This window comes from Actinoplanes nipponensis, from assembly GCF_016862275.1.
Classification (GTDB): domain Bacteria; phylum Actinomycetota; class Actinomycetes; order Mycobacteriales; family Micromonosporaceae; genus Actinoplanes; species Actinoplanes nipponensis.
On sequence record NZ_BOMQ01000007.1, the window covers coordinates 12,879 to 38,580 of the forward strand.

24 protein-coding genes are annotated in these 25,702 nt (G+C 73.6%); 11 read left to right on the forward strand and 13 right to left on the reverse strand.

Translation table 11 applies throughout. From position 1 onward, the window contains the following. Positions 1–143 precede the first annotated feature (143 nt). Entirely contained in the window at positions 144–1,391 is a 1,248-nt protein-coding gene (locus tag Ani05nite_RS01225; RefSeq protein WP_203763177.1) for a PucR family transcriptional regulator, read from the forward strand. Here the strand turns inward: Ani05nite_RS01225 and Ani05nite_RS01230 are convergent. The 4 genes from Ani05nite_RS01230 to Ani05nite_RS01245 all read right to left on the reverse strand — a co-directional run bounded on the left by Ani05nite_RS01230 (position 1,388) and on the right by Ani05nite_RS01245 (position 4,198). Continuing rightward, positions 1,388–1,825 (reverse strand): SCO6045 C-terminal-like domain-containing protein, encoded by a 438-nt coding sequence (locus Ani05nite_RS01230; RefSeq protein ID WP_203763180.1) that lies wholly within the window; start codon positions 1,823–1,825, stop codon positions 1,388–1,390. The genes Ani05nite_RS01225 and Ani05nite_RS01230 overlap by 4 nt on opposite strands. After that, complete coding sequence (locus Ani05nite_RS01235) at positions 1,822–2,637, reverse strand: MbnB/TglH/ChrH family RiPP precursor modification enzyme (protein WP_203763183.1); 816 nt, start codon at positions 2,635–2,637, stop codon at positions 1,822–1,824. Before Ani05nite_RS01235 ends, Ani05nite_RS01230 begins: the two co-directional genes overlap by 4 nt. After that, entirely contained in the window at positions 2,634–3,557 is a 924-nt protein-coding gene (locus Ani05nite_RS01240; RefSeq protein WP_203763186.1) for a TIGR04222 domain-containing membrane protein, read from the reverse strand. Before Ani05nite_RS01240 ends, Ani05nite_RS01235 begins: the two co-directional genes overlap by 4 nt. Before the next feature lie 62 nt (positions 3,558–3,619). After that, positions 3,620–4,198 (reverse strand): TetR/AcrR family transcriptional regulator, encoded by a 579-nt coding sequence (locus Ani05nite_RS01245; protein WP_203763189.1) that lies wholly within the window; start codon positions 4,196–4,198, stop codon positions 3,620–3,622. Positions 4,199–4,349: 151 nt separating this feature from the next. On the opposite strand from Ani05nite_RS01245, the gene Ani05nite_RS01250 reads away from it, so the two are divergent. Together Ani05nite_RS01250 and Ani05nite_RS01255 are read left to right on the forward strand one after the other, a co-directional pair. After that, the gene (locus Ani05nite_RS01250; RefSeq protein ID WP_203763192.1) at positions 4,350–4,997 is read left to right on the forward strand and encodes an HAD family hydrolase; all 648 of its coding nucleotides are present in this window, start codon (positions 4,350–4,352) and stop codon (positions 4,995–4,997) included. Positions 4,998–5,148: 151 nt separating this feature from the next. Beyond that, positions 5,149–6,066 (forward strand): serine protein kinase RIO, encoded by a 918-nt coding sequence (locus Ani05nite_RS01255; protein WP_377880045.1) that lies wholly within the window; start codon positions 5,149–5,151, stop codon positions 6,064–6,066. 64 nt (positions 6,067–6,130) lie between these two features. Here Ani05nite_RS01255 and Ani05nite_RS01260 read toward each other — a convergent pair whose 3' ends face one another. The 3 genes from Ani05nite_RS01260 to acnA all read right to left on the reverse strand — a co-directional run bounded on the left by Ani05nite_RS01260 (position 6,131) and on the right by acnA (position 10,016). Continuing rightward, positions 6,131–6,376, reverse strand: a complete 246-nt coding sequence (locus tag Ani05nite_RS01260; RefSeq protein ID WP_203763195.1) for a DUF2630 family protein — start codon at positions 6,374–6,376, stop codon at positions 6,131–6,133. A gap of 25 nt (positions 6,377–6,401) precedes the next feature. Next, the gene (locus Ani05nite_RS01265) at positions 6,402–7,142 is read right to left on the reverse strand and encodes a winged helix-turn-helix transcriptional regulator (RefSeq protein WP_203763198.1); all 741 of its coding nucleotides are present in this window, start codon (positions 7,140–7,142) and stop codon (positions 6,402–6,404) included. A 102-nt stretch (positions 7,143–7,244) separates the two neighbouring features. Beyond that, complete coding sequence (gene acnA, locus Ani05nite_RS01270) at positions 7,245–10,016, reverse strand: aconitate hydratase AcnA (RefSeq protein ID WP_203763201.1); 2,772 nt, start codon at positions 10,014–10,016, stop codon at positions 7,245–7,247. 188 nt (positions 10,017–10,204) lie between these two features. Between acnA and Ani05nite_RS01275 the strand changes: the two genes are divergently transcribed. The 3 genes from Ani05nite_RS01275 to Ani05nite_RS01285 all read left to right on the forward strand — a co-directional run bounded on the left by Ani05nite_RS01275 (position 10,205) and on the right by Ani05nite_RS01285 (position 14,805). Then, positions 10,205–10,594, forward strand: coding sequence for a DUF6841 family protein (locus Ani05nite_RS01275; protein WP_203763204.1), 390 nt, complete (start codon positions 10,205–10,207; stop codon positions 10,592–10,594). 31 nt (positions 10,595–10,625) lie between these two features. Continuing rightward, complete coding sequence (gene pulA, locus Ani05nite_RS01280) at positions 10,626–13,886, forward strand: pullulanase-type alpha-1,6-glucosidase (protein WP_203763207.1); 3,261 nt, start codon at positions 10,626–10,628, stop codon at positions 13,884–13,886. Positions 13,887–14,343: 457 nt separating this feature from the next. Then, the gene (locus Ani05nite_RS01285; RefSeq protein WP_203763210.1) at positions 14,344–14,805 is read left to right on the forward strand and encodes a DUF6174 domain-containing protein; all 462 of its coding nucleotides are present in this window, start codon (positions 14,344–14,346) and stop codon (positions 14,803–14,805) included. Here the strand turns inward: Ani05nite_RS01285 and Ani05nite_RS01290 are convergent. After that, positions 14,802–15,377, reverse strand: coding sequence for a TetR/AcrR family transcriptional regulator (locus Ani05nite_RS01290; RefSeq protein ID WP_203763213.1), 576 nt, complete (start codon positions 15,375–15,377; stop codon positions 14,802–14,804). The two genes, Ani05nite_RS01285 and Ani05nite_RS01290, sit on opposite strands and share 4 nt — an antisense overlap. Positions 15,378–15,520: 143 nt before the next feature. On the opposite strand from Ani05nite_RS01290, the gene Ani05nite_RS01295 reads away from it, so the two are divergent. Continuing rightward, the gene (locus Ani05nite_RS01295) at positions 15,521–16,078 is read left to right on the forward strand and encodes a class I SAM-dependent methyltransferase (protein WP_203763216.1); all 558 of its coding nucleotides are present in this window, start codon (positions 15,521–15,523) and stop codon (positions 16,076–16,078) included. Positions 16,079–16,931: 853 nt separating this feature from the next. On the opposite strand, the gene Ani05nite_RS01300 is transcribed toward Ani05nite_RS01295, so the two are convergent. Then, positions 16,932–18,398, reverse strand: coding sequence for an aminopeptidase P family protein (locus Ani05nite_RS01300; protein ID WP_203763219.1), 1,467 nt, complete (start codon positions 18,396–18,398; stop codon positions 16,932–16,934). A gap of 82 nt (positions 18,399–18,480) precedes the next feature. Beyond that, complete coding sequence (locus tag Ani05nite_RS01305; RefSeq protein WP_203763222.1) at positions 18,481–19,179, reverse strand: superoxide dismutase family protein; 699 nt, start codon at positions 19,177–19,179, stop codon at positions 18,481–18,483. Between the two features lie 117 nt (positions 19,180–19,296). Between Ani05nite_RS01305 and Ani05nite_RS01310 the strand changes: the two genes are divergently transcribed. Next, positions 19,297–20,238, forward strand: coding sequence for a carbohydrate kinase family protein (locus Ani05nite_RS01310; RefSeq protein ID WP_203763225.1), 942 nt, complete (start codon positions 19,297–19,299; stop codon positions 20,236–20,238). A 19-nt stretch (positions 20,239–20,257) separates the two neighbouring features. Here Ani05nite_RS01310 and Ani05nite_RS01315 read toward each other — a convergent pair whose 3' ends face one another. Further along, on the reverse strand, positions 20,258–21,253 hold the full coding sequence (locus Ani05nite_RS01315; protein ID WP_203763227.1) for a sensor histidine kinase: 996 nt from the start codon (positions 21,251–21,253) through the stop codon (positions 20,258–20,260). 241 nt (positions 21,254–21,494) lie between these two features. Here Ani05nite_RS01315 and Ani05nite_RS01320 point away from each other — a divergent pair, with 241 nt between their 5' ends. From Ani05nite_RS01320 to Ani05nite_RS01330, 3 genes are read left to right on the forward strand one after another with little or no spacing between them, the layout of a single operon-like run. Next, positions 21,495–22,316, forward strand: a complete 822-nt coding sequence (locus Ani05nite_RS01320) for an alpha/beta fold hydrolase (RefSeq protein ID WP_239129084.1) — start codon at positions 21,495–21,497, stop codon at positions 22,314–22,316. A 21-nt stretch (positions 22,317–22,337) separates the two neighbouring features. Continuing rightward, entirely contained in the window at positions 22,338–23,345 is a 1,008-nt protein-coding gene (locus Ani05nite_RS01325) for a sigma-70 family RNA polymerase sigma factor (protein ID WP_203763230.1), read from the forward strand. After that, on the forward strand, positions 23,342–23,740 hold the full coding sequence (locus tag Ani05nite_RS01330; RefSeq protein ID WP_203763233.1) for a PIN domain-containing protein: 399 nt from the start codon (positions 23,342–23,344) through the stop codon (positions 23,738–23,740). Before Ani05nite_RS01325 ends, Ani05nite_RS01330 begins: the two co-directional genes overlap by 4 nt. On the opposite strand, the gene Ani05nite_RS01335 is transcribed toward Ani05nite_RS01330, so the two are convergent. Together Ani05nite_RS01335 and Ani05nite_RS01340 are read right to left on the reverse strand one after the other, a co-directional pair. Next, the gene (locus Ani05nite_RS01335) at positions 23,737–24,129 is read right to left on the reverse strand and encodes a thioesterase family protein (RefSeq protein WP_203763236.1); all 393 of its coding nucleotides are present in this window, start codon (positions 24,127–24,129) and stop codon (positions 23,737–23,739) included. The two genes, Ani05nite_RS01330 and Ani05nite_RS01335, sit on opposite strands and share 4 nt — an antisense overlap. Positions 24,130–24,138: 9 nt before the next feature. Further along, positions 24,139–25,695, reverse strand: a complete 1,557-nt coding sequence (locus Ani05nite_RS01340; RefSeq protein WP_203763259.1) for a PH domain-containing protein — start codon at positions 25,693–25,695, stop codon at positions 24,139–24,141. Positions 25,696–25,702: the final 7 nt, after the last annotated feature.

Genomic DNA, 25,702 nt, shown 5'->3' on the forward strand with positions numbered 1-25,702 from the left:
GAGGCCCGAAGCTAACGAGGCGGGCGGGACCGGCAGTAGTCACCGAGGTGCTGATGTCGGCGCCCGGAAGTGTCACCGCGGTGCGCGTCCGCCCGCTGCCACCGGGGGTGGTCACGCCGCCGAGAATCGACGACCATCGCTGTATGCGGCTGTCGAACCACGCGATCATCGCCGGGTCGGCGGGCGGCACCGAGGCCGCGACCGTCGAGCTGCTGCGCGCCGACATCCTCGGGTCGGCCGAGGAGATGGTGGGCCGGATCCGGGAGCAGGTGCCCGAGTACGCGCCGGACGCCGGCGCGCACCCGTCCGAGGCCCTGCGCCGCGGCGTCGACCTCGCCCTGCGCCGGTACGTCGAGATGCTGGACCAGCACGTCGGCCGGGGCGCGCGGGCCGGACCGGCCCGGGCCGGCGACTGGCGGGAGGTCTACCGCGCGCTGGGCGCCACCGAGCTGCGCGCCGGACGCAGCCTGGAGGCGCTGCACGCGGCCGTCCGGATCTGCGCCCGGGTGGCCAGCCGGCGGCTGCGGGCCTTCGCCGCCCGCCACGGGCTGCCGCCGGCCGCGGTGGCCTGGCTGGCCGAGGCCATCTTCGACAACATCGACGAGATCGCCCGGGTGTCGGCCGAGGGCTACGCGCGGGCGCAGGAGGACAGCGCCGGCGAGCGCGACCGGCGCCGGCGCCGCCTGGCCGAGCTGCTGGTCGCCGACCCGCCGCCCGCGCCACGGGCGCTGGCCGCGGCCGCCGCGGGAGCGCACTGGCGGCTGCCGCGCCGGCTGGCCGTCGTGGCGCTGGCCGCGGCCGGTCCGCCGGCCCGGCCGCCGCTGCTGGCCCCGGAGATCCTGTCCGCGTGCGACGACGCCGAGCCGTACCTGATCGTTCCCGACCCCGAGGGCCGGGCCCAGGTGCGGGCGCTGGTCAACGGCCTGGCCCGGCACCGGGCCGCGGTGGGGCTGCCGGTGGCGCCGGAGCACGCCGCCCGGTCGCTGCGCTGGGCCCGGCTGGCCCTGGAGCTGGCCGGCCGGGGACACCTGCCGTGCCGGCGCCTCCTCTGGTGCGGCGACCACCTGGCCACGCTCGCCGTCTTCCAGGACGAGGCGCTGCTCGCCGCGCTCGGCGAACGCCGGCTCGCGCCGCTGGCCGGGTTGCGCGAGGACAAGCGGCGGCTGCTCGCCGAGACGCTGCTGGCCTGGCTGCGGTGCAACCAGAACGCCAACGAGGTGGCCGCCCACCTGCACGTCCATCCGCAGACGGTGCGCCACCGCCTGCGCCGGCTGACCGACCTGTTCGGGGAGCAGCTGCGCGACCCGGGGCTGCGCTTCGAGCTGGAGCTGGCCCTGCGGGCCGAGTGCTCCGGCGGCGTCCGGCGCGCCGGGAAGGCTGAACAGCGCTAGCCGCGGCGCAGGACGCGTACCCGGCCGGCGACCTGGACGACCACCGAGCCGGCCGCGCCGCGCACGGCCGGCCACCGGCGGGGCCGCGGGGCCCGCTCGCCGTCGTAGACCAGGACCGCCTCGCGGGTGGCCAGCTCCGCGCCGGCCGCGGGCGGCAGCTCCCGCCGCGCGGCCAGGTCGCGAGCCAGGTCCCAGCCGTCGCGCAGGGAGCCGCGGGTCGGCCGCGTCGCGGCCCACGCCGCGAACTGCCGCACCCAGCCGGCGCCGAGCCCGTGCGCCAGCTCCGGCCACTGCCGCGCGACCTCGCCGGCCCGCTTGCGCAGCAGCGCGACCCGGGCCGCCTCGACCAGCCGGGCGTCGAAGCCCGGCGGCACGGCGGCCCCGGCGGTGAGCGCGGCCACGAGCTCGGCCTGGCGGTCGGCCAGCGACGTCATGTCACGGCCGGATAGCCGGAGGCCGCCGCGATGGCGTCCAGCTCGCCGCGCAGCTCCGCCGCCGCCGGGTAGTCGCCGTCGCGTTCCAGCATCAGCGCGGGCGGCCGGCGTCGGGCGCACAGCTCGGTGATCAGGTCGAGCACCGGCTGCGGTACGGCGTCGGTGTGGGTGTCGTGGTAGATCCCGTCGTGCTCGGCCCCGCCGGCCACGTGCACGTACGCGACCCGTTCCAGCGGCACGCTGTCCAGCAGGGCCAGTGGGTCGGTGCCGCGGTTGCGGGCGTTGGCGTACACGTTGGCCACGTCCAGCAGCAGCAGGGCGTCCGTGCGTTCCAGGATCTCGGTGAGGAACGCGCCCTCGTCCAGCTCGTCGTCGGGCCAGTCGAACAGCGCCGCGATCGGCTCCAGCGCGATCGGCACCGACAGCTCCGCCCGGGTCCGCCGGACGTTGGCGACGATCGCGTCGACCGCCTCGCGGCTGCGGGGGACGGGCAGCAGGTGCCCGGCCTCGACGCCGCCCGCCCGCACGTACGCGATGTGCTCGCTGACCAGCGGCGCGCCCAGCCGTTCGGCGACCGCCGCCAGATGCGTGACCCGGGCCGGCTCGACCGGCTCGGCGCCGCCCAGCGACAGCTTCACCCCGTGCGGCACGACGGCCACGCCGCGCTCGCGCAGCTCGGCCAGCCCCACCGGCAGGTCGCCGTGGGCGTGCACGGACTCGGCCACCACCTCGGCGAAGCGCAGGCCGGGCAGCTGGGCGACGAAGCCGGCGATCTCGGGGCGCCAGCCGATGCCCACCCCGTACGCGGTCATCCGCCGCACCCGCCGCCGCCGCACCCGCCCCCGCCACCGCACGAGCTGCCACTGCTGCAACTGCTGCCGCTGCTGCAGGAGTAGGAGGTGCTGCCCGAGTCGCCGCCGGAGGGGGTCCCGGCCGCCTGGATCCGCTGGATCCCCGCCCCGGCGGCGAAGGCCGGGTCCATCGTGTAGAGCGCCGCCGTGCCGTAGAGGGCCACGCCCATCGCCGCGCCGGTCGCGCCGTAGGTCGCGTAGGACGGCGCCTGGCTCGGCGCGAGGTAGGCGTACTGCGTGCGCACCGCGCGCAGCCCCTTGTCGGCGGCGTGGGTGGCGCGCCGTTTGCGGGTCAGCAGCCGGATGGTGGCGAAGGCCGCGACCGCGAGGGCCACCACCAGGAAGCCGACGGGCTTGTCGTTCTGCACGCCGTCGACCAGGCGGCCCACGCCGAGCAGGACCAGGGCCGCGCCGGCCACGGCCCACATCCGGGCGGCCTTGAGCCGGGCCGGGGTCACCGCGAGGCCCTGCGCCTCCAGGCCCTCGCGCAGCTGCCGGACGGCCGCGACGACCCACTGGTCGCCGGTGAGCTCGCGGGCCCGGATCTGCCGGCCGGCCGCGTTGTAGATCGCGTTGTCCAGCGGGGTGACGCCGGCGGGCAGCGGGCCCGACTGGTAGAGCGTCTTGCCGGTGCCGCCGGCGATCGCGCCGGCGGCGCGCAGGCCGCCCAGGGCGGCGTAGACGGCCAGGTGCTCGCCGCCGGTGAGGTAGGCGATCTGCTGCGGGCCGAGCCGGTCCACCGCGACGCGCCGGTCGCCGGCGAACAGGATCCGCCGGTGGATCGCCGCGAGGATCATCACCGCGATGGTCACGGTGAGATAGAGGACGAGGAAGGCCGGTCCGGGGATGCCCCAGGTGTCACCCTGCGCCGCGAGATACATGTCCGACCTCCCGAGCTGTGAAGTTGCTGGACCTCATTGTGCAGGTCACCGCAACCGCCTGATCACGGGCGGCGGACGGCCTCCTCCACGACGTCCAGCACCCGGCTCAGCTCGCCCGCCGGCCGCCCGGTGGCCAGGTGCAGCACCAGCCCGTCGTAGGCCAGCTCGAGGAACTGGGTGAGCACCTCGACGCCCACGTCGTCGCGCAGCACCCCGGCGTCGTGCTGGCGTTCCAGCCGCTCCCGGGTGGCCTCGGCGATGGCGGCGGAGCGCTCGGCCCAGCGCTTGGCGAACTGGGGATCGGTGCGCAGCCGGCGGGAGACCTCGAGCTGGCTGCCGAGCCAGCCGGCGGTGTCGCCGTCGCTGGTGCGGGCCTGTTCGAGCAGATCGCGCATCACCTGGACCAGGCCGTTGCGGCGCACGGTGGCCACCATGGCGGCGGCGTCGTCCTCCGCTACGGCCAGGAAGAGCGAGTCCTTGTCGCGGAAGTGGTGAAAAATCGCGCCACGGGAAAGTCCGGTGGCCTCCTCGAGCCGGCGTACGGTGGCGCCCTCGTAGCCGAAACGGGCGAAGCATCCGCGCGCCGCCGCGAGGATCTCGTGGCGGCGGGCGTCGAGCTGGTCCTGGCTAACCCTGGGCACGCTGCGATCGTGTCACGTCGGTTCGGGCGCTTGCAATCCGTACGTACGGCTTGCCATCGGTCTCTGATGGCGCGAAATCCGCCATCATGACCCGGCTTTGTTAACACTGTTGGGCTGTTGGGTCCCGCATTCACTCACGTACAGTGCGCGGGTGCCTCTCGTCTTCCTCGCCCTGGACGACACCCTGCTCGATCGCAGCGGTGCGTTCCGGCTGTGGGCGAAAGGATTCCTCGACGAGATCGCGGCGCCACAGGAAGACCTCGACTGGTTACTGTCGGTGGACGCCGACGGGCTGACCTCCCGGTGGGACCTGGCCGACCTGATCCGCGACCGCTACCAGCTCGACATCCCCTCGATCGACCTGCTCGAGGAGCTGCACGAGGGTCCGCTGGCCTACGAGCGGCTGGACCCCCTGGTGGCCTGTGCCCTGCAGATCGCCGGGGACGCGGGGTGGGTCCCGGTGGTGGTCACGAACGGCCCGCACGAGCAGCAGGAGACCCGGATCCGGCGTACCGGGCTGGACCGTTACGTCGCCGACTGGGTCATCTCGGAGCAGGCCGGGGTCAGCAAGCCCAACCCGCGCATCTTCGCGCTGGCCGCCCAGCGGGTCCGGATGCGCCTCGGCGGGGCCTGGATCGTCGGGGACAGCCCGGAGGCGGACATCGGCGGCGCCGCCGCGATGGGACTACCCAGCGTGTGGCTGCACCGGGGCCGGGACTGGATCGACAACCGGTTCGCGCCGACCCGGGTGGTCGGCAACGTGATCCAGGGTCTGTCCGCGGTGATGGCGGCCCGATAAATCGGTTGCGCGACCGGGTGACGCCCGGAAGAGTGCACCGCGTACGTGATCCGCAGGTTTCTCGGAAGAAGGGGGTGAACCTCATGGCTGTCGTTGTCCTTCGCCGTGCCCAGGTTCAAATTCCTTCCTTCTTCTCCGAGGAGACCCTCCAGTGCGAGAGCACGACTCTTTCGGCCCGGCGACCATGCGCCGCGGCCGTCGCAAGTTCGACGACGACGAAGCCGACTTCGTCAAGGTAGGCCGGCTCGAACCGGCCCTGGCCGAGGATCCCGACCTGCCCGAGACCGGCGACCGCTGGTCCACCTGGGACGGCGCCCTGCACGGCCCGCAACCGCGACCCGACTGGATCCGTACCGAGCACGGCGCGGTCGACACCGAACTGGGCATGCTCAAGACCGGCAAGGAAGCCGACGTGTTCCTGGTCCGGCGCGAGCTGCCGGGCACCGGCCAGACCAGCATGATCGCGGCCAAGCGGTACCGCGACGGCGACCACCGGCTCTTCCACCGCGACGCGGGCTACCTCGAGGGCCGCCGGGTGCGCCGGTCCCGCGAGATGCGCGCCATGACCAACCGCACCGCGTTCGGCAAGGAGCTCATCGCCGGGCAGTGGGCGGCGGCCGAGTTCGGCGCGCTGTCCCGGCTCTGGCAGGTGGGACAGGAGGGCGGCACGATCTCGGTGCCGTACCCGGTGCAGCTCATCGGCACCGAGCTGATGCTGGAGTTCATCGGCGACTGGGAGACCGGCGAGGCCGCGCCGCGGCTGGCCCAGGTGCGTACCGACCGCGACGGGCTCGAGGACCTGTGGCGGCAGATGACCGAGGCGCTCAGCGTGCTGGCCCGCACCCAGATCGCGCACGGCGACCTGTCGCCGTACAACACGCTGGTCCACGAGGGCCGGCTGGTGATCATCGACATGCCGCAGATCGTCGACCTCATCGCCAACCCGCAGGGTGCGCAGTTCCTGGCCCGCGACGTCCGCAACGTGGCCAGTTGGTTCACCGCGCGGGGGCTGACGGTCGAGCCGGAGGCGCTGATCGAGCGCCTCAGCTACGAAGCGGGCCTGCTGTGAAGGCCCGGCGCGGGCGTCCCGGACCGCGGCCACCGGGCACCCGGCGGCCACGGCCGGGGCCGCGTCACTGGAGGTAGCCCTCGACCTCGCTGGTGCTGTGGGCCTGCTCGGTGTCCGGGTCGTTGCCGAACTCCCGGGCCGCGCGCCGCCGGCGCAGCAGGTCCCAGCACTGGTCCAGGGCTTCCTCGAGCTCCTTGAGCCGGGTGTGCTCCTCGGCGCTGCTGATCTCGCCGCGGCTCAGCTGCTGACGCAGCTTGTGCTCCTCGTCGACCAGGCCGTTGATCCGGCCCAGCACAGTGTTGTCATCCATGACCAAGAGCCTCGCACACGTGCTCTCACACCTCCGTGGCCACTGCCGACAGGATCTCCCACTCGCCGGCCAGCGGCTGGGCCTTGGCCTGCGGGGGCAGCACCAGCTTGTAGCCGACCTGGCGCACGGTGCCGATCATCGACTCGTACTCGCTGCCGAGCTTGGCGCGCAGCCGGCGCACGTGCACGTCGACCGTGCGGTGCCCGCCGAAGTAGTCGAAGCCCCACACCTCGCGCAGCAGCTGGTCGCGGCTGAACACCCGGCCCGGGTGCTGGGCGAGGAACTTGAGCAGCTCGAACTCCTTGTAGGTCAGGTCGAGCGTGCGGCCCTTGAGCCGGGCCGAGTAGGTGTGCGGGTCGATCGCCAGCTCGCCCGCGGTGACGGTGTCGCCGGCGCCGCCGCCGGCCGGGCCGGCCATCCGGGCGACGGTGAGCCGCACCCGGGCCTCGACCTCGGCCGGGCCGGCCGTGGTGAGCAGAACGTCGTCCAGACCCCAGTCGGCCGACAGGGCGACCAGCCCGGACTCCTCGACCACGGCCAGCAGCGGCACCCGCAGCCCGGTGGTGCGCAGCATCCGGCACAGGTCGCGGGCCTCGAGCAGGTCGCGGCGCGCGTCGACGAGCACCACGTCGGGGTCGTTGCCCACCAGCAGGGCCTGGACGTCGAAGGTGCCCACCCGCAGGGAGTGCCGCAGCAGGTCGAGCGCCGGCAGCGCGCGGTCCTCCTGCCCGGTGGCGGGTCGGGTGGCCAGCAGCAGGATCTCCATGGCCTCAGGGTGCAACACGCATGTTTCCGATCAGGTCCTCCCGGAGGCGGAACACCCCGCCGTCCGGGCGGACGACGGGGTGTTCTTCGGCACAGGCGCCGGTCAGCTGTGCAGCATCTTGCGCAGGACGTACTGCAGGATGCCGCCGTGGCGGTAGTAGTCGGCCTCGCCGGGGGTGTCGATCCGGACGTCGGCGTCGAACTCCACGCCGGTGTCGGTCAGCACCTTGACGGTCGACGGGATGCCGCCGTCGTTGAGGGCCTCGACGCCGGTGATGGTGAACGTCTCGGTGCCGGTCAGGCCCAGCGACTCCGCGTTGGTCTTCGGCGGGAACTGCAGCGGGAGCACGCCCATGCCGATCAGGTTCGAGCGGTGGATGCGCTCGTACGACTCGGCGATGACCGCGCGCACGCCCAGCAGCATCGTGCCCTTGGCCGCCCAGTCGCGCGACGAGCCGGAGCCGTACTCCTTGCCGGCCAGGATGACCAGCGGCACGCCGGCCTCCTTGTAGGCCACCGAGGCGTCGTAGATGCTGGTCTGCTCGCCGGTCAGGTGGTTGACGGTGAAGCCGCCCTCCACGCCGGGGACGAGCTGGTTGCGCAGCCGGATGTTGGCGAAGGTGCCGCGGATCATCACCTCGTGGTTGCCGCGCCGGGAGCCGTACGAGTTGAACTCGTGCCGGGGCACGCCGTGCTCGGCGAGGTACTTGCCCGCGGGGGAGTCCGGCTTGATCGAGCTGGCCGGCGAGATGTGGTCGGTGGTCACCGAGTCGCCGAGCTTGGCCAGCACCCGCGCGCCGGCGATGTTGGTCACCGGCGACGGCTGCGCCTGCATGCCCTCGAAGTACGGGGGCTTGCGCACGTAGGTCGACTCCTCGGCCCACTCGAAGGTCTTGCCCTCCGGCGTGGGCAGCGACTGCCACTGCTCGTCGCCGGCGAAGACGTCCTGGTAGGCCGTGCTGAAGCCGGCCGCGCCGATGGCCGCGGCGATGACCTCGTCGATCTCCTTGGCGCTGGGCCAGATGTCGGCCAGGAAGACCGGCTTGCCGTCCGAGCCGGTGCCCAGCGGCTCGGTGGTGATGTCCAGGTCCATCGTGCCGGCCAGCGCGTACGCGACCACCAGCGGCGGCGAGGCCAGGTAGTTCATCTTGATGTCGGGGTTGATCCGGCCCTCGAAGTTGCGGTTGCCGGACAGCACGGACACCGCGGTGAGGTCGGCCTCGTTGACGGCCGCCGAGATCGCGTCGGGCAGCGGGCCCGAGTTGCCGATGCAGGTCGTGCACCCGTAGCCGACGAGGTTGAAGCCGAGCTTGTCGAGATAAGGCGTCAGGCCCGCGCGGTCGTAGTAGTCCATGACGACCTTGGAACCCGGCGCCAGCGTGGTCTTGACCCACGGCTTGCGGTTCAGGCCCTTCTCGACCGCGTTCCGGGCGAGCAGCGCCGCGCCGATCATGACTTGCGGGTTCGAGGTGTTGGTGCAGGACGTGATCGCGGCGATGCCGACGAAGCCGTGGTCCAGCTCGAACTCGCTGCCGTCCTCGCCGACCACCCGGGTGGGCTTGGAGGGCCGCCCGGTGGCGCCGTCGGCCGCGCTGAAGACGTGCGGCTTGTCGACGTCCGAATTCTCGTGGTTGGCCGGCGGGTCGCTGGCGGGGAAGGATTCCTCGCTGGCCTCGTCGGCGGGGCCCACGGCGCTGACGTAGTTGGCGAGCGCGTCGCGGAACATCGGCTTGGCGCGGTCCAGCGGGACGCGGTCCTGCGGGCGCTTGGGTCCGGCCAGCGACGGGACGATCGTCGACAGGTCCAGCTCGAGGCGCTCGGAGTAGTTCGGCTCGGCGGCCGGGTCGGCCCACAGGCCCTGGCGCTTCGCGTACGCCTCGACCAGCGCGACCTGCTGGTCGGAGCGGCCGGTGAGCTTGAGGTACTTGATCGTCTCGTCGTCGATCGGGAAGATCGCCACGGTCGAGCCGTACTCGGGCGACATGTTGCCGATCGTGGCCCGGTTGGCCAGCGGCACCGCGCCGACGCCGGGGCCGTAGAACTCGACGAACTTGCTGACCACGCCGTGCTCGCGGAGCATCTCGGTGATGGTCAGCACCAGGTCGGTGGCGGTGGTGCCGGCCGGCATCTCGCCGTGCAGCTTGAAGCCCACGACCCGCGGGATCAGCATGCTGACCGGCTGGCCCAGCATCGCGGCCTCGGCCTCGATGCCGCCGACGCCCCAGCCCAGCACGCCCAGGCCGTTGACCATGGTGGTGTGCGAGTCGGTGCCGACCACGGTGTCCGGGTACGCCTGTCCGTTGCGTTCCATGATCGTCCGGGCCAGGTACTCGATGTTGACCTGGTGCACGATGCCGGTGCCGGGCGGGACGACCTTGAACTCGTTGAACGCGGTCTGGCCCCAGCGCAGGAACTGGTAGCGCTCGCGGTTGCGCTGGTACTCCAGCTCGACGTTGCGGGCGAAGGCGTCCTCGCGGCCGAACAGGTCGGCGATGACCGAGTGGTCGATGACCAGCTCGGCCGGGGCGAGCGGGTTGACCTTGGTCGGGTCGCCGCCCAGCTCCTTGACGGCCTCGCGCATGGTGGCCAGGTCGACCACGCAGGGCACGCCGGTGAAGTCCTGCATGAGCACCCGCGCCGGGGTGAACTGGATCTCCACGCTCGGGTCGGCGGTGGGGTCCCAGCCGCCCAGGGCGCGGATGTGGTCGGCGGTGATGTTCGCGCCGTCCTCCGTGCGGAGCAGGTTCTCCAGCAGGATCTTCAGGGAGTACGGCAGGCGGTCATGCCCGTCGACCTTGTCGATCGTGAAAATCTCGTAGCTCGCGTCTGCGACGCGTAGCTCGCTCTTCGCACCAAAGGTGTCGAGGCTGGCCACGTCATCTCCTTCACACCCAGCGACCGTGAGTAGTCCTCATCAGTCTGTCCCACCGGTGACGGCCGCCCGCCGGTTAGGTTGTCCTAACTCAGGGTTCACGTCTTCCGTAAACCGTACGTCCGTCTTGTTATCCGCTGCAACCCGGGTCACAGGTTTGCCCGGCGCGGGCCGCGGGAACTGACCGTCCCGTGCAGGCACCCACGGATCTGGCGCACCTGACCGACTTCTTCGACCGCTACGGGTCGGCCCTGACCAGGGGCGACGTGTCCGCGGTGGCGGGCTGCTACGCGCTGCCGGGGATGGTGGTGTCGGATTCGTACAGCTTCACCTTCGCCTCGCCGGCGGCGGTGGCGCTGTCCTTCCTGGGCGCCGCGCCGGCGTACAAGGAGCAGCAGATCGTCGCCGCCCACGCCCAGCTGTGCGACGTGCAGCAGCTCAGCCCGGCGCTGGCCATGGTCGCGGTCGAGTGGGAATACCTGGACAGTCTCGGCAATGCGGTCCCCGGCGAGAGCTACCGCTACCTGATCCGGGTCGACGCCGGCGGTCCGCGGATCACCACCGTGATCGCGACCCACTGAAACTGACGCACCCCGCTGGCATCATGTGCAGGTGACCACGATCGAGATCGCCTCGCCCGAGGCATTGACCCGGCTCAGCCGACCGCAGTGGCTGGTCGTGCACTACCGGCGCGAGGACGAGGGCTACGGCGACTGGTCGCTGCACGCCTGGGGCGACATCGCCCCCGACGCCATCACCGGCTTCCCGGGCGGCCACCCGTTCGCCGGCGAGGACTCCTACGGCCGGTTCACCTGGGTGCGGCTGGCCGACGAGGCCCGCACGGTCGGCTTCCTCGTGGTCGACCACACCGGCGCCAAGGACGTCGCCGACGACCGGCAGGTCGACCCGGCCGTCACGCCGCAGATCTGGCTGCGCCCCGGCGACCCGCGGGTCTACGCCAGCGCCGCCGAGGCCGGCCACACCACCGAGATCCCCGAGGACGACAGCTCCGCGGTCATCCACTACCGGCGGGCCGACGGCGACTACACCGGCTGGGGCCTGCACGCCTGGGAGGGCACGCCGCGCAAGCCGCTGTGGCACGCGCCGCTCGCGCCCGCCGCGTTCGACGCGTTCGGCGCCGTGTTCCGGGTGCCGGTCCGCCCGGAGGCCGCCGGGCTGCGCTTCGTGCTGCACCGCGACGACGTCAAGGACCTGCCCGACGACCAGCGCCTCGACCTGTCCGCCGGCCGCGAGGTGTGGCTGCTGGCCGGCACCACCGCGCCCGTGCTGCCCGACGTGGGCTCGCTGGGCCCCGAGCTCGACCCGGCCCGCGCGCTCGCCGTCTTCGTCGACCGCACCACACTGGCGCTGCCCGCCCACCTGGCCGACCGGGCCGCCGTCTTCACGGTGGTGGCGGCCCCGGACGGCCTGCGCCGCGACGGCGACGAGCTGACCGGCGAGCACACGGCCCGGCCGCTGACCCCGCGCCCGGGCGGGCTGTTCCAGGCGCAGAGCCGGCACTTCCCGCACCTGCGCGGTTATCGCGCCCTGGCGGTGCCCGAGCTGGGCGACACCGCCCTGGGCGACCTGTTGCGCGGACAGGTGCTGGTGGCCGGCCGCGACGCGGCCGGCCGGCTCACGGTGCTCACGGCGGTGCAACTGCCCGGCGTCCTCGACGACCTGTACGCGGACGCGGCCGACGCCGAACTGGGCGTGGTCATCACCGAGGGACGCCCGACCGTCACCGTGTGGGCGCCCACCGCCCGCACGGTCGCGCTGGAGCTGTCCCGCACCCCCGGCGACGACGAGCCGGAGCTGCTGGCCATGCAGCGCGACCAGGTCACCGGCGTCTGGTCGATCGCCGGCCGGCCGGAATGGCTCGGCCGCTACTACCGCTACCGCGTCGAGGTGTGGCACCCGGCGGCGCAGCGCGTGGTGACCAGCTCGGTGACCGATCCGTACTCGCTGTCGCTGTCGGTCGACTCGACCCACAGCCAGCTCGTCGACCTCGACGACCCCGCGCTCCAGCCGCCCGGCTGGGCGGGCCTGGTCAAGCCGCCGGCGGTCGCCCCGGCCCGGATGCAGATCTCCGAGCTGCACGTCCGCGACTTCTCCATCGCCGACACCACCGTGCCGGAGGAGCTGCGCGGCACCTACCTGGCCTTCACCCGCGGCGACTCGGCCGGCATGCGGCACCTGCGGATGCTCGCCGACGCCGGGCTGACCCACGTGCACCTGCTGCCCGCGTTCGACTACGCCACCGTGCCGGACCGCCGCGCCGACCAGGCGGTGCCCAGGTGCGACCTGGCGGCGTTCCCGCCGGATTCCCCCGAGCAGCAGCGCGCGGTGATGGCGGTCGCCGCGCGCGACGGCTTCAACTGGGGGTACGACCCGCTGCACTACACGACGCCCGAGGGCAGCTTCGCCGTCGAGCCCGCCGGCAGCGCCCGCATCCTCGAGTTCCGGGCGATGGTGGCGGCGCTCAACGCGGCCGGCCTGCGCGTGGTCATGGACGTCGTCTACAACCACACGATGGCCGACGGGCTGGCGCCCTGGAGCGTGCTCGACAAGATCGTGCCCGGCTACTACCACCGGCTGCTCGACGACGGCACCGTGGCCGAGTCGACCTGCTGCTCCAACACCGCGCCCGAGCACATGATGATGGGCCGGCTGGTCGTCGACTCGATCGTCACCTGGGCCCGCGACTACAAGGTGGACGGCTTCCGCTTCGACCTGATGGGCCACCACCCGCGGGCCAACATCCTCGAGACCCGGGTCACCCTGGACCACCTCGACCCGGACATCTACCTGTACGGCGAGGGCTGGAACTTCGGCGAGATCGCCTACGACGCCCGGTTCGTGCAGGCCACCCAGGTCAACATGGCCGGCACCGGGATCGGCACGTTCAACGACCGGCTGCGCGACGCGGTCCGCGGCGGCGGCTCGTTCGGCGACGACCCGTCCGAGCAGGGGTTCGCGACCGGGCTGGGCGCGGCCACCCCGCTTTCGGTGCACGACCGGATCAAGGTGGGGCTGTCGGGCGGGCTGGCGGCGTACCGGTTCGTGACCCACACCGGCGCCGAGCGCAGCGGCGCGCAGATCGACTACAACGGCTCACCCAGCGGGTACGCGGCCGCGCCGGGGGAGTGCGTCACCTACGTGGACGCCCACGACAACGAGATCCTGTACGACGCGATGGCGTTCAAGCTGCCGCCGTCCCTGCCGATGATCGAGCGCGCCCGGATGCAGGTGCTGGCGCTGTCGCTGGTCGTGCTCGGCCAGGGCGTCGGCTTCGTGGCGCTCGGCACGGAACGGCTGCGGTCCAAGTCGCTGGACCGCAACTCCTACGACTCGGGCGACTGGTTCAACCAGATTCGCTGGAACGGCGCCGACGGCAACGGCTTCGGCGTGGGCCTGCCGCCGGCGGCCGACAACGAGGACAAGTGGCCGTGGGCCCGTCCGCTGCTGGCCGACCCCGCGCTGGTCCCGTCCGCGGAGATCATGGACCTGACCGCGGCCCGGTACGCCGAACTGCTCCGCATCCGCCGCTCGTCGCCGGTCTTCGGCCTGCCGACGGCGGAGGAGGTCCAGCGCCGGCTGACCTTCCCGCTGGGCGGGCCGCACGAGAGCCCGGGCGTGATCGTGATGTGTCTCGACGGCGCCGGCCTGGACGAGCGCTGGAGCACCGTGGTGGTGGTCTTCAACGCGACGGAGCACACGACCGTGCAGCACGTGGCGGCGCTGGCGGGGGTGGAGCTCGGCCCGCACCCGGAGCTGGTGGCGTCGGCGGATCCGCTGCTGCGAACGGCTGCGGCCGAGGCGGGGACGCTGACGGTGCCGGCCCGCTCCGTCGCGGTGTTCGTGGCTGGCTGACCATGGCTTGTCCACCTACGGCTGGCCCGGTGGGGCCCGCTCGATAGGTGCGGCCGCGCCGTCGCCGGGTGCCGGCGTCGGCCAGCGCGGCATCTTCCGCGAGGGTGGCCGGGTTCGGTCGGCCGGTGCTCCTTGCTTGGGCGACGGTGGCTGCTTCGACCGGCCGTTGTTTCTGATTCGCGCCGGCGCTTCGCGCCTTGTCCGGGTGGCGCGGTTCGGCTGGCCGTTGTTTCTCGCCTGGGCTGGGTGGCGCGGTTCGGCTGGCCGTTGTTTCTCGCCTGGGCTGGGTGGCGCGGTTCGGCCGGCGTCGTTCGCCGCCTGGGCCGGGTGGCCGGGGAGAGCCGCCGGGCCGGGTCGTCCGCCTCGGGCGGCCCGTGGTGGCGGCGGCGTTGCGGGGGTCTGAAAACATGAGCGCGGTTCCGCCGAGCGGCGGGCGTTCTCGAGGTCGGAGGTCACCGTGCGGTACGCCCGGGCATTGTGCGGCATCGCGCTCGTAGCGGCGCTCGCCGGTTGCACGGACGAGGGGCCGGCCGCCGCGCCGCCGACCTTCGTCACACCCGCCTCGGCGCCCGCGTGGAGCGAGCCCACCGACTACACCTTCGTCGCCGACCGGCAGTGCGCCGGCGGTCCGTCGCTGGGCCGGTACCGGGTCACGGTCACCGGCGGCCAGGTCGCCGGGACCGAGCGGATCGACGGCAAGACCGCCACCGGCGAGGAGGAGATCGAGGTGCCGTCGCTGGGCGGCCTGCTGGAGCTGGCCCGGACGGCCGCGGACGACGGCGGCGAGATGACGGTCAAGGCGGACCCGGCCGACGGCCACCCGGTCGAGGTGTCGTTCGACGTCTCCGACGGCAGCGAGCCGGCCGGTGGGGAAGCGGCCACCTGCTTCGTGATCTCGGAGTACGCGCCGCGCTCCTAGTTGTGCTCGCGCTCCAGGCCCGCCTGCACCCCCGCGGCGGTCAGCTGCCGGCACATCTCGGCCATCTCCTTCGGACCGTACGGGAAATCCTGCCGGACCCACCACACCAGCGCGCCCAGCAGCGCCCCCGCGTGGAACTCGGCCACCAGCTCCACCGGCAGCCGGGTCCCTGCCGACGCCAGATGCTCGTGCAGCAGCCCGGCGAAGAGCCGTTGCAGCCGATGGGTGAACGCGGTGCCCCCGGCCCGGCCGCAGACCGCCCGGTACACCGGCCGGTTGCGGTCGGCGTGCGCGAAGATCACCGCCACCGGCCGGGCTCCCGCCGGCCCCGCGTGGCCCTCGGTGATCGCGTCGAGCTCGCTGCGCAGGTCGTCCCGCAGGTCGTCGAAGCAGGACATGAACAGGGAGTCCTTGTCGCGGAAGTGGGAGTAGAACGTGGAACGGCCGACGTCCGCGCGGTCCAGCACCTCCTGGACGGTGAGGCGCTCGTACCCCCGCTCCTCGATCAGCGCGACCAGGGCCTCCTGCAGCAGCCGCCGGGTCCGCCGGACCCGGCGATCGAGCTCAGCCATCCCGTGCCTCCCGGACAATCACCGGACTTTGTCCACTGTCGGACCGTGGGCCCGGATCGGTCGTTGACCGGACCCGGGTACCCGGAACCATACTCGAACATGATGTTCACCATGGAACACGTTGTTCGGTCGGGGGTGGCGGCATGAACCCGCACGGATCGGGATTCCGCCACCCCGTCAGCTACGACAGGCACACCCAGCGCCGGCTCGCCCGGCTCCGCGACCGGGTCGTCGCCGACATCGCGGCGGCGGACCTCCCGCCCGGCAGCCGGGTCGTGGACATCGGCACCGGCCCCGGCCGGCTGCCGCTGGCCATCGCGGCCGCCCTGCCGCACCTGCGGGTGGACGGCGTCGACCTGTCACCGGAGATGATCGACTTCGCCCGGCGGGAGGCGGGGGACGCGCCGGTCACCTTCACGGTCGGCGACGTGGCGCGGCTGCCCTTCCCCGACGACACGTTCGACCTGGTCGTGTCGACGCTCAGCCAGCACCACTGGGCGGACGTGGCCGGCGGCGTCCGCGACCTGCGCCGGGTGCTGCGGCCCGGCGGCCGGCTGTGGATCTACGACGCCCGGTTCGCGCTGCGCCGGGCTGCGGCTGCCGTGCGGGAGTCGTTCCCGGTGGGGTCGGTCGGGCGGGAGACGGTGCGGGCGTCGCGGTTGCCGGTTCATTTGCTGGCTCGGTTGACTGCTCGGGCTTGAGCGGCTGCATGGGGGAGCGGTGGGTTTGGGCGAAATGCCCCGCCAGGGCGGGCGGTGATCGCTCGGGCGAGGGTGGCACTTGGGCTTGCGGTGATCGCCCTGCGGGGGGTGGTCGTGGGCGAGGGTGACGCTTGGGCTTGCGGTGATCGCCCGGGCGAGGGGTGATCGTGGGCGAGGGTGACGCTTGGTCTGGGGGTGATCGTTCGGGCGAGGAGTGATCGCTCGGGCGGGGGCGACGCTTGAACGGGGCACGATCGCTGGGGTGGGAGGTGATCGCTGGGGTGGGGGTGATGCCCGAGCGGGGCATGATCGCTGGGGTGGGGGTGATGCTCGAACGGGGAATGATCGCTGGGGTGGGGCGTGATCGCTTGGGTGGGGATCCTTGGCCGGGCCGACCGCCCCGGCCTCGGGTTTCCATTCTCGTTGACCGCCGGGCGAGCACTTGGGTCTTGAGGATCGCTCAGATCTCCGGCCGGGTGATTGGCTCGGGCCCCCGCACGGCCCGAGCGGGCCCCCGTCCAGCTCGGCCAATCGCGATCACCCGACCCGTCGAAAGCCCGGCGGATCCGGATGGCTGGCGGCCTGGAGGTGTGGCGGGCCCGCATGGCCGGCGGGTCCGGATGGCTGGCGGGCCCGCATGGCTGGGGTCCGGACGGCTGGCGGGCCCGCATGGCTGGGGTCCGGACGGCTGGCGGGTCCGGATGGCCGGCGGGGCCCGAGGACATACCCGCCCGCACGCCCCGGCCGGCCGCGGGACCGACCCGACCCAGCTCAGCGGCACACGGCAGCACAGTCCGCCTCCGCCAGAGCAGCGACGCCCGCCCAACCCCGGTCCCCGGTCAGGCTGAGCCCTCTACTCCGGCAGCCGCGGCCCAGCCTCCCGCTGCGCCGCCAGCCACGTCTCCACCTCGGACGAAGACCGCGGCAGCCCCGCCGACAGGTTCCGGCAGCCGTCGGCGGTGACCAGCACGTCGTCCTCGATCCGGACGCCGATGCCGCGCAGTTCCTCCGGCACCAGCTCGTCCTCGGGCTGGAAGTACAGCCCCGGCTCCACCGTCAGCACGTAGCCCTCGCCCAGCTGGCCGTCGCGGTAGTTCTCCTTGCGGGCCGCCGAGCAGTCGTGCACGTCGATGCCGAGCATGTGGCCGAAGCCGTGCAGGGTCCAGCGGCGGTACACCGTGGACTGCTCGCTCATCGCCTCGTCCACGCTCACCGGCAGCAGGCCCAGGTCGTGCAGGCCCTCGGCGAGCACGCGCATGCAGGTCAGGTGCACGTCCTTGAACTTCACGCCGGGCCGGACCGCGTCCATGCCGGCCTGCTGGGAGGCGTGCACGATGTCGTACACCTGGCGTTGCAGGGGGGTGAAGGCGCCCGACACCGGCAGCGTGCGGGTCACGTCGGCGGTGTAGAACGTGCGGCCCTCGACGCCCATGTCCATCAGCAGCAGCTCGCCCGGCTTGGTCATGCCGGTGTTGCGGACCCAGTGCAGGATCGTCGCGTGGGCGCCGGCGCCGACGATGCTGCCGTAGCCGACGTCGTTGCCGTCGGTGCGGGCGCGCAGGCCGAAGACGCCCTCCAGCAGGCGTTCCTTGACCGGGCGGTCGGCGGGCAGGATGCGGGCGACGTCCTCGAAGCCGCGCACGGTGGCGTCGATCGCCGCCTGGAGCTGGGCGATCTCCCACTCGTCCTTGACCAGCTTGAGCTCCGAGATCACCCCGGCCAGGGCGCGGTCGCGGCGGGTGTTCGGGTCGGGCTCGTAGGCCAGGATCGCCCGGTCGACGTTGGTGTCGAGGCCCCGCAGCACCCGGGTGCGGGCGGGCGCGCAGTCGGCCAGGGCCCGGCCGAGCTCGGCCCAGGGCGCGGTCTCCAGGCCCAGCTCCGTCGACTTCTCGGCCAGGGTGTGCCGGCGGCCCACCCACAGCTCGCCGTCGCGGCTGCGGAAGAACTCGTCGGTCTCCTTGGACGAGCGCTGGCGGCTGTAGAGCACCGCGTCGTGCCCGGACCCGCTGGGCCGCAGCACCAGCACGCTGTCGGGGTCGCTGTCGCCGGTCAGGTAGACGAAGTCGCTGCCCGGCCGGAACGGGTAGTCGGTGTCGTTGGCCCGGACCTTCTCGCTGCCGCTGGGGATGACCAGCGTCTCGCCCGGGAACGCCTCGGAGAGCGCGGCGCGGCGTTTGGCGTAGTTCGGCGCCTCCGGGCGGGGGGTGACGCTGAGCGCGTCGTCGCGCCAGCCGCCGCGCATGAACTGCAGGAACGCCTCCGGGAAGTCCGGGTCGTGCGACTCGGTCTTCGGTGTCGTGCCCTCGTTCTGCTCGGCCATGGCCGGCCCTCCCGTCATCCGCGCGGCGTCTCCCGTGCGGCCTTGACGTTACCGCCTAGCCAAGATCAAGAGCAGCCCGGCGTCAGCGCGTCCCCAGGGTGAGGCAGGCCACGCGCGGTCCGGCCGTCCCGGCCTTGCCCGCATCGGTACGGGTGTGCTCCGCGTGCACGATCAACGACCGCGGCGGCTCGATCTCGTCGAACGTCCAGTCCTGCCGCGCCGTGACGGTGGCGGCGCCGGCCGCGTCCGCGGTGAAGTCCAGCCACACCTCGTTGCGCGGGTTCGCGTAGGCCGGGTCCACCGACGGCGGCGAGGCGGCGGCGCGGGGATCGGGATCGTGCTGGTAGTGCGGGCCGGCGTCCGCCGGTGTCGCGGTGCACGGCCGGGTGTGCAGGTGGGCGCCGTACGCGCGCCGGGGCACCAGGCCGCGGGCGGTCAGTCGTACCGTCGTGCCGCGCGCGGTCCGGGCGATGGTGAGCTGGACCGTCGCGCCCGGCGGGACCACCTCGGGGTCGTAGGTGACCGCCCGGGCGCTCTGCGGGAACGGCAGGAACGTGCCGGAGACCGTGCCCTCGGCCGCGGGCGCGCCCGGCCCGGCGGCCGCGGACGACGGGCGGGCCGGGCTCGGCGCCCCGCTGACGAGCCACGGTGTCGAGCCCGGCGGCGGGGACACCGCGGATCCGGTCGCCGTTCCGGCCGGACCGGCGCAGCCGATCAGCGCCAGGGCGGCCAGCGGGGGCAGGGCAATCAGCGGGAAGCGGGCGAGCGCGCGCGAAGGCATGGGATGGATTGTGCCAAACACCCACATAACGGGCGAGCATCGGGGAGTGGCTGGCTTTCTCGCGTTGCGGGCGCGAGGCTGACGACATCGGAACGGCGTTTCCTGGAGGGGATCCGGATGGGCTACGCGGTGGTGCTCGGTGAGGCGTTGGTCGATCTGCTGGAGACCCAGCGCGACGGCGAGTTGATCTACCGCCAGGCGATCGGCGGCGCCCCGCTGAACGTGTCGGTCGGTGCCACCCGCCTCGGCGGCGAGGTGCAGTACCTCGGCTCGCTCGGCAACGACACCCTGGGCGACCGGATCGCCCAGTTCCTGCGCCAGACCGGCGTCGGCACGGCCGGGGTGACCCGCGTGCCGGTGCCGACGACGCTGGCCGTGACTACCTTCGAGGGCGCCGAGCCGACCTTCCAGTTCTACGGCGAGCCGCCGTCGTACGCGCTGCTGCGCCCCGAGGACATCGACGAGAAGGTGGTCGCCGGGGCCGCCGTCGTGTACACGGGGTCGATCGCCCTGATGCGCGAGCCGTTCCTGGCCGCGGCCCGCAAGGCCTGGGCGGTGCCGGGGCCGCTGCGCGTCTTCGACCCCAACGTCCGCCCGAAGCTGCTGCCCGACGCCGCCGCGGTGACCGCGCTGCGCGAGCTGGTGAGCGGGTTCTTCGCCACCGCGGACCTGGTCAAGCTCAGCGCGGCCGACGCCGAGGTGCTCTGGGACGGGGCCGACCCGGCCGCCGCCGCGGAACGCATCCTGGCCACGGGCGCGAAGGCGGTCGTGGTCACCTGCGGCGCCAAGGGCGCGTACGTCGCGACGGCCGGCAACCCGGGCGTCATGCTGACGGCGCCGACGGTCGACGCGGTCGACGCCACCGGTGCGGGCGACTCGGTGATGGGCGCCCTGGTCCGGCGCCTGCTGTCCGACGGCGTGCCGGCCGAACCCGAGGGCTGGCAGAACTACGTGCGGTTCGCGCTCGCGGTGGCCGGCCTGGTCTGCGAACGCCGCGGCGGCGCGGTGGCGATGCCGACCCTGGAGGAGCTCACCGACCGCTGGGGCGCGCTGCTGTAGCCGGCGTGGGCCGCGCCGGTCAGGTGGGGATGCGCAGGTTGCGGTGCGTGACCGCGTACGGGAAGTACATCCGTACCGTGGTGCGCCCGTCGCCGGTGTGGGTGACGAGGACGTCCGCGAGCTGGCGGGCCAGCCACAACCCGGCCGAATCGGCGGGTATGACCGGCGGCCGGTAGCCGACGTGCGCGGGGATGGCGCGTCCCCCCTGGTCCTCGACGTCGACGATCAGCATCGCGTCCTGGCTCCACGCGCGGGTCCGCACCGGTGGCCGGCCGTGCCGCAGCCCGTTGGCGACCACCTCGTTGGTCGCCGCGACGACCTGCCCGACGGCGGTGGGCACGAAGTGCTGTGCCGTCGCCCAGCGGGCCACGGCGGCCCGGCAGGAGGCCACGTCCTCGGCCCGCCGCACCGTGATGTCGACGTCGGTGACCGGTGGCGGCTCCGCCAGGGGCGGCTGCGCCCGTCCGCTGAGATAGTCGCCCGGCGGCACGTACCCGGGGTTGTCGACGACGCCCAGGTCGCTCAGCTCCCGCGGGTGGACCTTGCGGATCTGGTCGATGAGCTCCGGCGAGTGCCGGTGGCCGTGCCACATGCAGGTGATCGCGCATCGGTAGCGGGCGTACACCTCGTTGGTCATCGCCTCGTAGTTCACGTACGCGGCCGCCCGGTCCACCGGCGAGTCCGGGTCGGTCACGACATCGGGCTCGGCGATGATCCGGACGACCTCCTGCCGGGCGTGCCGCTCGCGCAGGAACCGCAGGAACCGGGAATAGGTGAAGCCGGTGCGTTCGTAGAAGGCGGTCACCGGCGCCCACTGCAGGTCATGGGCGTCCGGGCCCAGCCGGTCGCGGATGATCGCCTCGGTGTCGGTGCTGACGACCATGAGGACGTCCTGGTGTGACGCGATCTTCCGGCGCAGGTGCGGCACGAGCAGCCGTGCAATGGTGTCCTCGCCGACGACGAGGGCACGATGGTCGAAGGGGCCCTCGCGGCCCCGACGCGTCGGACTGGTCACCGTCGGCTCCCGGTGGTGTCGTGGCCGTCATGGACCGGCGCCATGCCGGAAAGTTCGCGGACAGGACACTCGGTGAACATTGCGGGCACACAGCCGTGCCCCCGGCAATAGCGACAACCAGCGTCTGCCGCAACCGGGCCGACCGCAACCTGCCGCCACGAAAGGGGTAATGCCGATGAGTTCGCGGGGCGCGGGGAGTCACCACTGGCGACAACCCCGTGCCGCACCCCGGAGGACCCCGATGACCATGATCTCCGCCACCGCCGACACGCTGGCCGTACCCGGCGCCCGCCTGCACTACGAGGTGCGCGGCGCCGGCCCGCTGGTGCTGCTGACCGGAGCGCCGATGGACGCCCGCTCCTTCGAGGGCCTGGCCGGCCTGCTCGCCCGGGACCACACCGTGCTGACCACCGACCCGCGCGGCATCAACCGCAGCCCGGTGGAACATCCCGACCGGGACTCCACCCCGGTGCAGCGCGCCGAGGACCTGGCCTGCCTGCTGACCCACCTGGACGCCGGTCCGGCCGTCGTGCTCGGCTCCAGCGGCGGTGCGGTGAGCGCGCTGGCCCTGGTCCAGAGCCGCCCCGACCTGGTGCACACCGTGATCGCCCACGAGCCGCCGCTGGAGGAGCTGCTCGAGGACCGCGAGCAGCTGGCCGCCGCCACCGAGGACATGATCGCCACCTACCTGGCCGGCGACGTCGCGGGAGCCTGGCGCAAGTTCCTCGCGGCGGCCGACATCGACCTCCCGCCCGGGGCGATCGAGCAGATGTTCCTCAGCGACCGCTCGCCGCGGACGGTCGCCGACGAGCACTTCCAGTTCGCCCACATGCTGCGGGCCACCGCCCGGTGGGTGCCGGACCTCGACCGGCTGCGCTCGGTGCCCACCCGGATCGTGGTAGGCATCGGCGAGGACTCGGCCGGGCAGCTGTGCGACCGGGCGTCGCGGGCGCTCGCCGCCGGCCTCGGCGTCACGCCGACCTTGTTCCCGGGCGACCACATCGGCTTCGTCGACCGGCCCGCGGCCTTCGAGGTACGCCTGCGCGCGGTCCTGGAGCGCTGAGCGTCGGGCACACTTCGTGAGGTGAACGACACCCGCGCCGCCTCCGCCGACCTGGCCCGGGCCCGTGACGGCGACGGCGACGCGTTCGACCGCGTCGTCGGGCCGTTGCGCCGGGAACTGCACGCCCACTGCTACCGGATGCTCGGCTCCACCCATGACGCCGACGACGCGTTGCAGGACGCGCTGCTGCGGGCGTGGCGGGGCCTGCCCGGTTTCGAGGGCCGCAGCTCGCTGCGCTCCTGGCTCTACACCGTGGCCACCCGGACCTGCCTGGACGCCGCCCAGGCCCGGGGCCGGCGGGCGCTGCCGGTGGACGTGGGGCCGTCCAGTCCGCGGGCGGTGCTCGCCGACGTGCCGTCGGACGAGGTGGCCTGGCTGGGGCCGTACCCGGGTGGGGAGCCGGGCCGCGCCGGCCCGGACGCGCGGTACGAGCAGCGCGAGGCGGTCGAGCTGGCGTTCGTCGCGGCCCTGCAACACCTGCCGGGCAACCAGCGGGCGGCCCTGCTGCTCTTCGACGTGCTGGGCTTCTCGGCGGCCGAGATCGCCGAGATCATGGCCACGTCGACGGCGGCGGTCACCAGCGCGCTGCAGCGGGCCCGGACGCTGGTGGCGGAGCGGGTGCCGGCCCGCAGCCAGCAGCGGACGCTGCGCGCCCTCGGCGACGCCCGGCTGCGGGAGATCGTCGGCGGCTACGCGACGGCGCTGGAACGCGGCGACGTCGACGGGCTGGTCACCCTGCTCACCGAGGACGTGACCTGGTCGATGCCGCCGCTGCCGCACTGGTACCGGGGGCTGGCCGCGGTCACCGACTTCGCCGTGCGGCTGCCGCTGAGCTCGTGCGGATCCTGGCAGCACGTCCCGGTGCGCGCGAACGGGCAGGCCGCGGTCGGGCAGTACCTGGACGGGCGGCCCTGGTCGATCACCGTGCTCACCCTGCGCGGCGACCGGATCGCCGAGCTCACCTCGTTCCTCGGGGCCGAGCACTTCGGGCCGTTCGGGCTGGCGGCGACGCGTCAGGATGAGGCATGACGCGATACGTGATCGACGCGCCCACCGCGATCCGGCTGGCCCGGGAGGCCGGGACCGGGCCGGACGGGCATCAGCTGGTCGCCCCGAACGTGCTGCGCTCGCAGGCGCTCTCGCTGCTGTATCGACAGGTCCGGGCCGGCGCGACCACGAAGACGGAGGCGCGGGAGCTGCTCGACCGGATCACCACGATGCGGATCCGGCTGCTCGGCGACCGGGTGTCGCGGGCCGTCGCGTGGCGGGTGGCCGAGCAGCTCGGCTGGGACGACACCGTGACCGCGGAATACCTGGCCGTGACCCAGCTGCAGGCGGACGCGTTCGTGACCCTGGACGCCGACCTGGCACGCCGGGTCGAGGGCGTCGTCACCCTCGCCCCGTTCGAGGCGCTGCTGAACTAGTCGCCGATGGCCTTGGCGATGAAGCGCTGCCGGTCCAGGAGCATGCGCTCGACGCGTACCTCGGCGACCAGCTCCTCGCCGTCGCGGACCGCCACCTCGAAGACCAGCCGGCGGCCGTCCACCTTGGTCAGCGTGGCCAGCGCGGTGACCCGGCGCCCGAGCGGGGTGGGCGCGCGGTGCTCGACCTCGGCGCGGACGCCGACCGTGGTCACCCCGCCGGGCATCTGCCGGGCGGTCGCGGCGACCGTGGCCGCCTCGGCCAGCGCGAGCACCCGGGGCGTGCCGAGCACGGGCACGTCACCCGAGCCGAGCGCCTGGGCGGTGTCCGCGTCGGTGACCGTCAGCTCCACCCGGGCGCTGAGCCCGGGGGAGAATTCCGGAAGCTCCATGCCGACAGCTTAGGGCTGCGCGGGCCGCTGCCAGTAAGTCTCGTCGCGCGGGGCCGTCGTGTCCGGCGCCGGCTCGTGCGGCGCCGGCTCGTGCGGCGCCGGGCCGGGCGCGGCAGGGCCTGCGGCGACTGCGGGGGCCGCGACGGCGAGGTCGGCGCCGCGGGCGTGCCGGGCGCGGATCGACAGCTGCTCGGCGAGCCACCACGCCTCGGCCAGGTCCCGGTCCTGCGCCACCCCGGACCGCCCGCCCGCGGTGTCGGCGTAGACCGTGGCCAGGCGCAGCAGCCGCTGCAGCGGGCCCTGTACCACCCGGACGCTCTGCAGCCGCGCGTACGGGACCATGGTCAGCTCGCGGGTGAGCAGGCCGTGGCGCGACACGAACACCTCGGCCGTCAGCCCCGTGCCGAACGACCGCAGCGCGAACGGGTGCAGCCAGCGGGCCCGGTCCGGCGGCGGCAGGGTCGCCAGCGCGGCCAGGTCGACCCCCGGCAGCACCTCCCAGACCAGCCGCCGGGCGGCCTCGAACACCCCCACCGGCAGCAGCCGGTCGGAGCGCTTGTCGTTGTTCGCCTGCGGCCCGGCGTACCCGGCGATGTCCAGGCGCAGGTGCAGCCAGCCCGGCGCCCGCCAGAGCAGCGGCCAGGTCACGCCGATCGACTGGACGCGGTGCAGCGGGACGATCTGGCTGCGGGTCTCCAGCAGGCCGTAGCGCACCGCGAGCCGGCCGCCGGGGTCGCGGGCCAGCCGGAAGTCCCAGTCCTGGAGCACCCGCCGGACGGGCTGCAGCAGCACACCGGCCATCGCGGTGACCGTGCTGGCGATGCCCACGAACGTCCAGGAGCCCTCCAGCACGAACTGCATGATCACGAAGGCCACGCCGACCGGCAGCAGGAAGGCCTGCGGGGTGAGCAGCTGGCTGATCAGCAGGTCGCGGTTGCTGACCCGGAAGAGGGGCCGCTCCAGCGCGGGCACGCCCGGCGCCGGCTGCGCGGCGTCGCCGCCCGGGAGCCCGGGGCTGCGGCCGGCCAGCGTGAGCAGCCGCTGCCGGAGGGCGGCGGCCTCCCGCACCCCCAGGTACGCCAGCGGCGCCTCGGTCTTGCTGCCGCCGACCACCTCCAGCCGCAGCTCGGCCAGCCCGGTGAGCTGGGCCAGCAGCGGGCGCCGCAGCTCGACGGCCTGGAGCCGGTCGAGCGGGATCGCCCGGTTGCGCCGCCAGAGCAGCCCGTCCTGGATCCGGAGCTCCCGGCCGACGATGTGGTAGCCGGTGTTCAGCCAGCCGACCACCGCGAAGATCACCACGCCGACCGCCCCGACGGCCACGACCAGGGCGAACCGCTCGACGCCGACCTGCGACAGCGTCTGCCAGCTCAGCGCGGCGACGATGACGGCGATGGACTTGGCCCCGCTCAGCAGCGGGCTCAGCGGGTGCAGCCGGCGGCGCGGCTCGCCGCCCCCGGCCGCCGCGGCGCCGGCGTCCGCGGCCGGCTGCGGGATGTCGGCCGGCTGCGGGATGTCGGCCGGCTGCGGGATGTCGGCCGGCTGCGGGATGTCGGCCGGCTGCGGGATGTCGGCC

What these genes read in the sequence shown, in the direction of transcription:
- Ani05nite_RS01225 (WP_203763177.1), top strand. Translation starts at nt 144, where the DNA reads ATGCGGCTGTCGAACCACGCGATCATCGCCGGGTCGGCGGGCGGCACC.
- Ani05nite_RS01230 (WP_203763180.1), bottom strand. Translation starts at nt 1,825, where the DNA reads ATGACGTCGCTGGCCGACCGCCAGGCCGAGCTCGTGGCCGCGCTCACC.
- Ani05nite_RS01235 (WP_203763183.1), bottom strand. Translation starts at nt 2,637, where the DNA reads ATGACCGCGTACGGGGTGGGCATCGGCTGGCGCCCCGAGATCGCCGGC.
- Ani05nite_RS01240 (WP_203763186.1), bottom strand. Translation starts at nt 3,557, where the DNA reads ATGTATCTCGCGGCGCAGGGTGACACCTGGGGCATCCCCGGACCGGCC.
- Ani05nite_RS01260 (WP_203763195.1), bottom strand. Translation starts at nt 6,376, where the DNA reads ATGGATGACAACACTGTGCTGGGCCGGATCAACGGCCTGGTCGACGAG.
- Ani05nite_RS01265 (WP_203763198.1), bottom strand. Translation starts at nt 7,142, where the DNA reads ATGGAGATCCTGCTGCTGGCCACCCGACCCGCCACCGGGCAGGAGGAC.
- Ani05nite_RS01290 (WP_203763213.1), bottom strand. Translation starts at nt 15,377, where the DNA reads ATGGCTGAGCTCGATCGCCGGGTCCGGCGGACCCGGCGGCTGCTGCAG.
- Ani05nite_RS01295 (WP_203763216.1), top strand. Translation starts at nt 15,521, where the DNA reads ATGAACCCGCACGGATCGGGATTCCGCCACCCCGTCAGCTACGACAGG.
- Ani05nite_RS01300 (WP_203763219.1), bottom strand. Translation starts at nt 18,398, where the DNA reads ATGGCCGAGCAGAACGAGGGCACGACACCGAAGACCGAGTCGCACGAC.
- Ani05nite_RS01305 (WP_203763222.1), bottom strand. Translation starts at nt 19,179, where the DNA reads ATGCCTTCGCGCGCGCTCGCCCGCTTCCCGCTGATTGCCCTGCCCCCG.
- Ani05nite_RS01310 (WP_203763225.1), top strand. Translation starts at nt 19,297, where the DNA reads ATGGGCTACGCGGTGGTGCTCGGTGAGGCGTTGGTCGATCTGCTGGAG.
- Ani05nite_RS01320 (WP_239129084.1), top strand. Translation starts at nt 21,495, where the DNA reads ATGACCATGATCTCCGCCACCGCCGACACGCTGGCCGTACCCGGCGCC.
- Ani05nite_RS01330 (WP_203763233.1), top strand. Translation starts at nt 23,342, where the DNA reads ATGACGCGATACGTGATCGACGCGCCCACCGCGATCCGGCTGGCCCGG.
- Ani05nite_RS01335 (WP_203763236.1), bottom strand. Translation starts at nt 24,129, where the DNA reads ATGGAGCTTCCGGAATTCTCCCCCGGGCTCAGCGCCCGGGTGGAGCTG.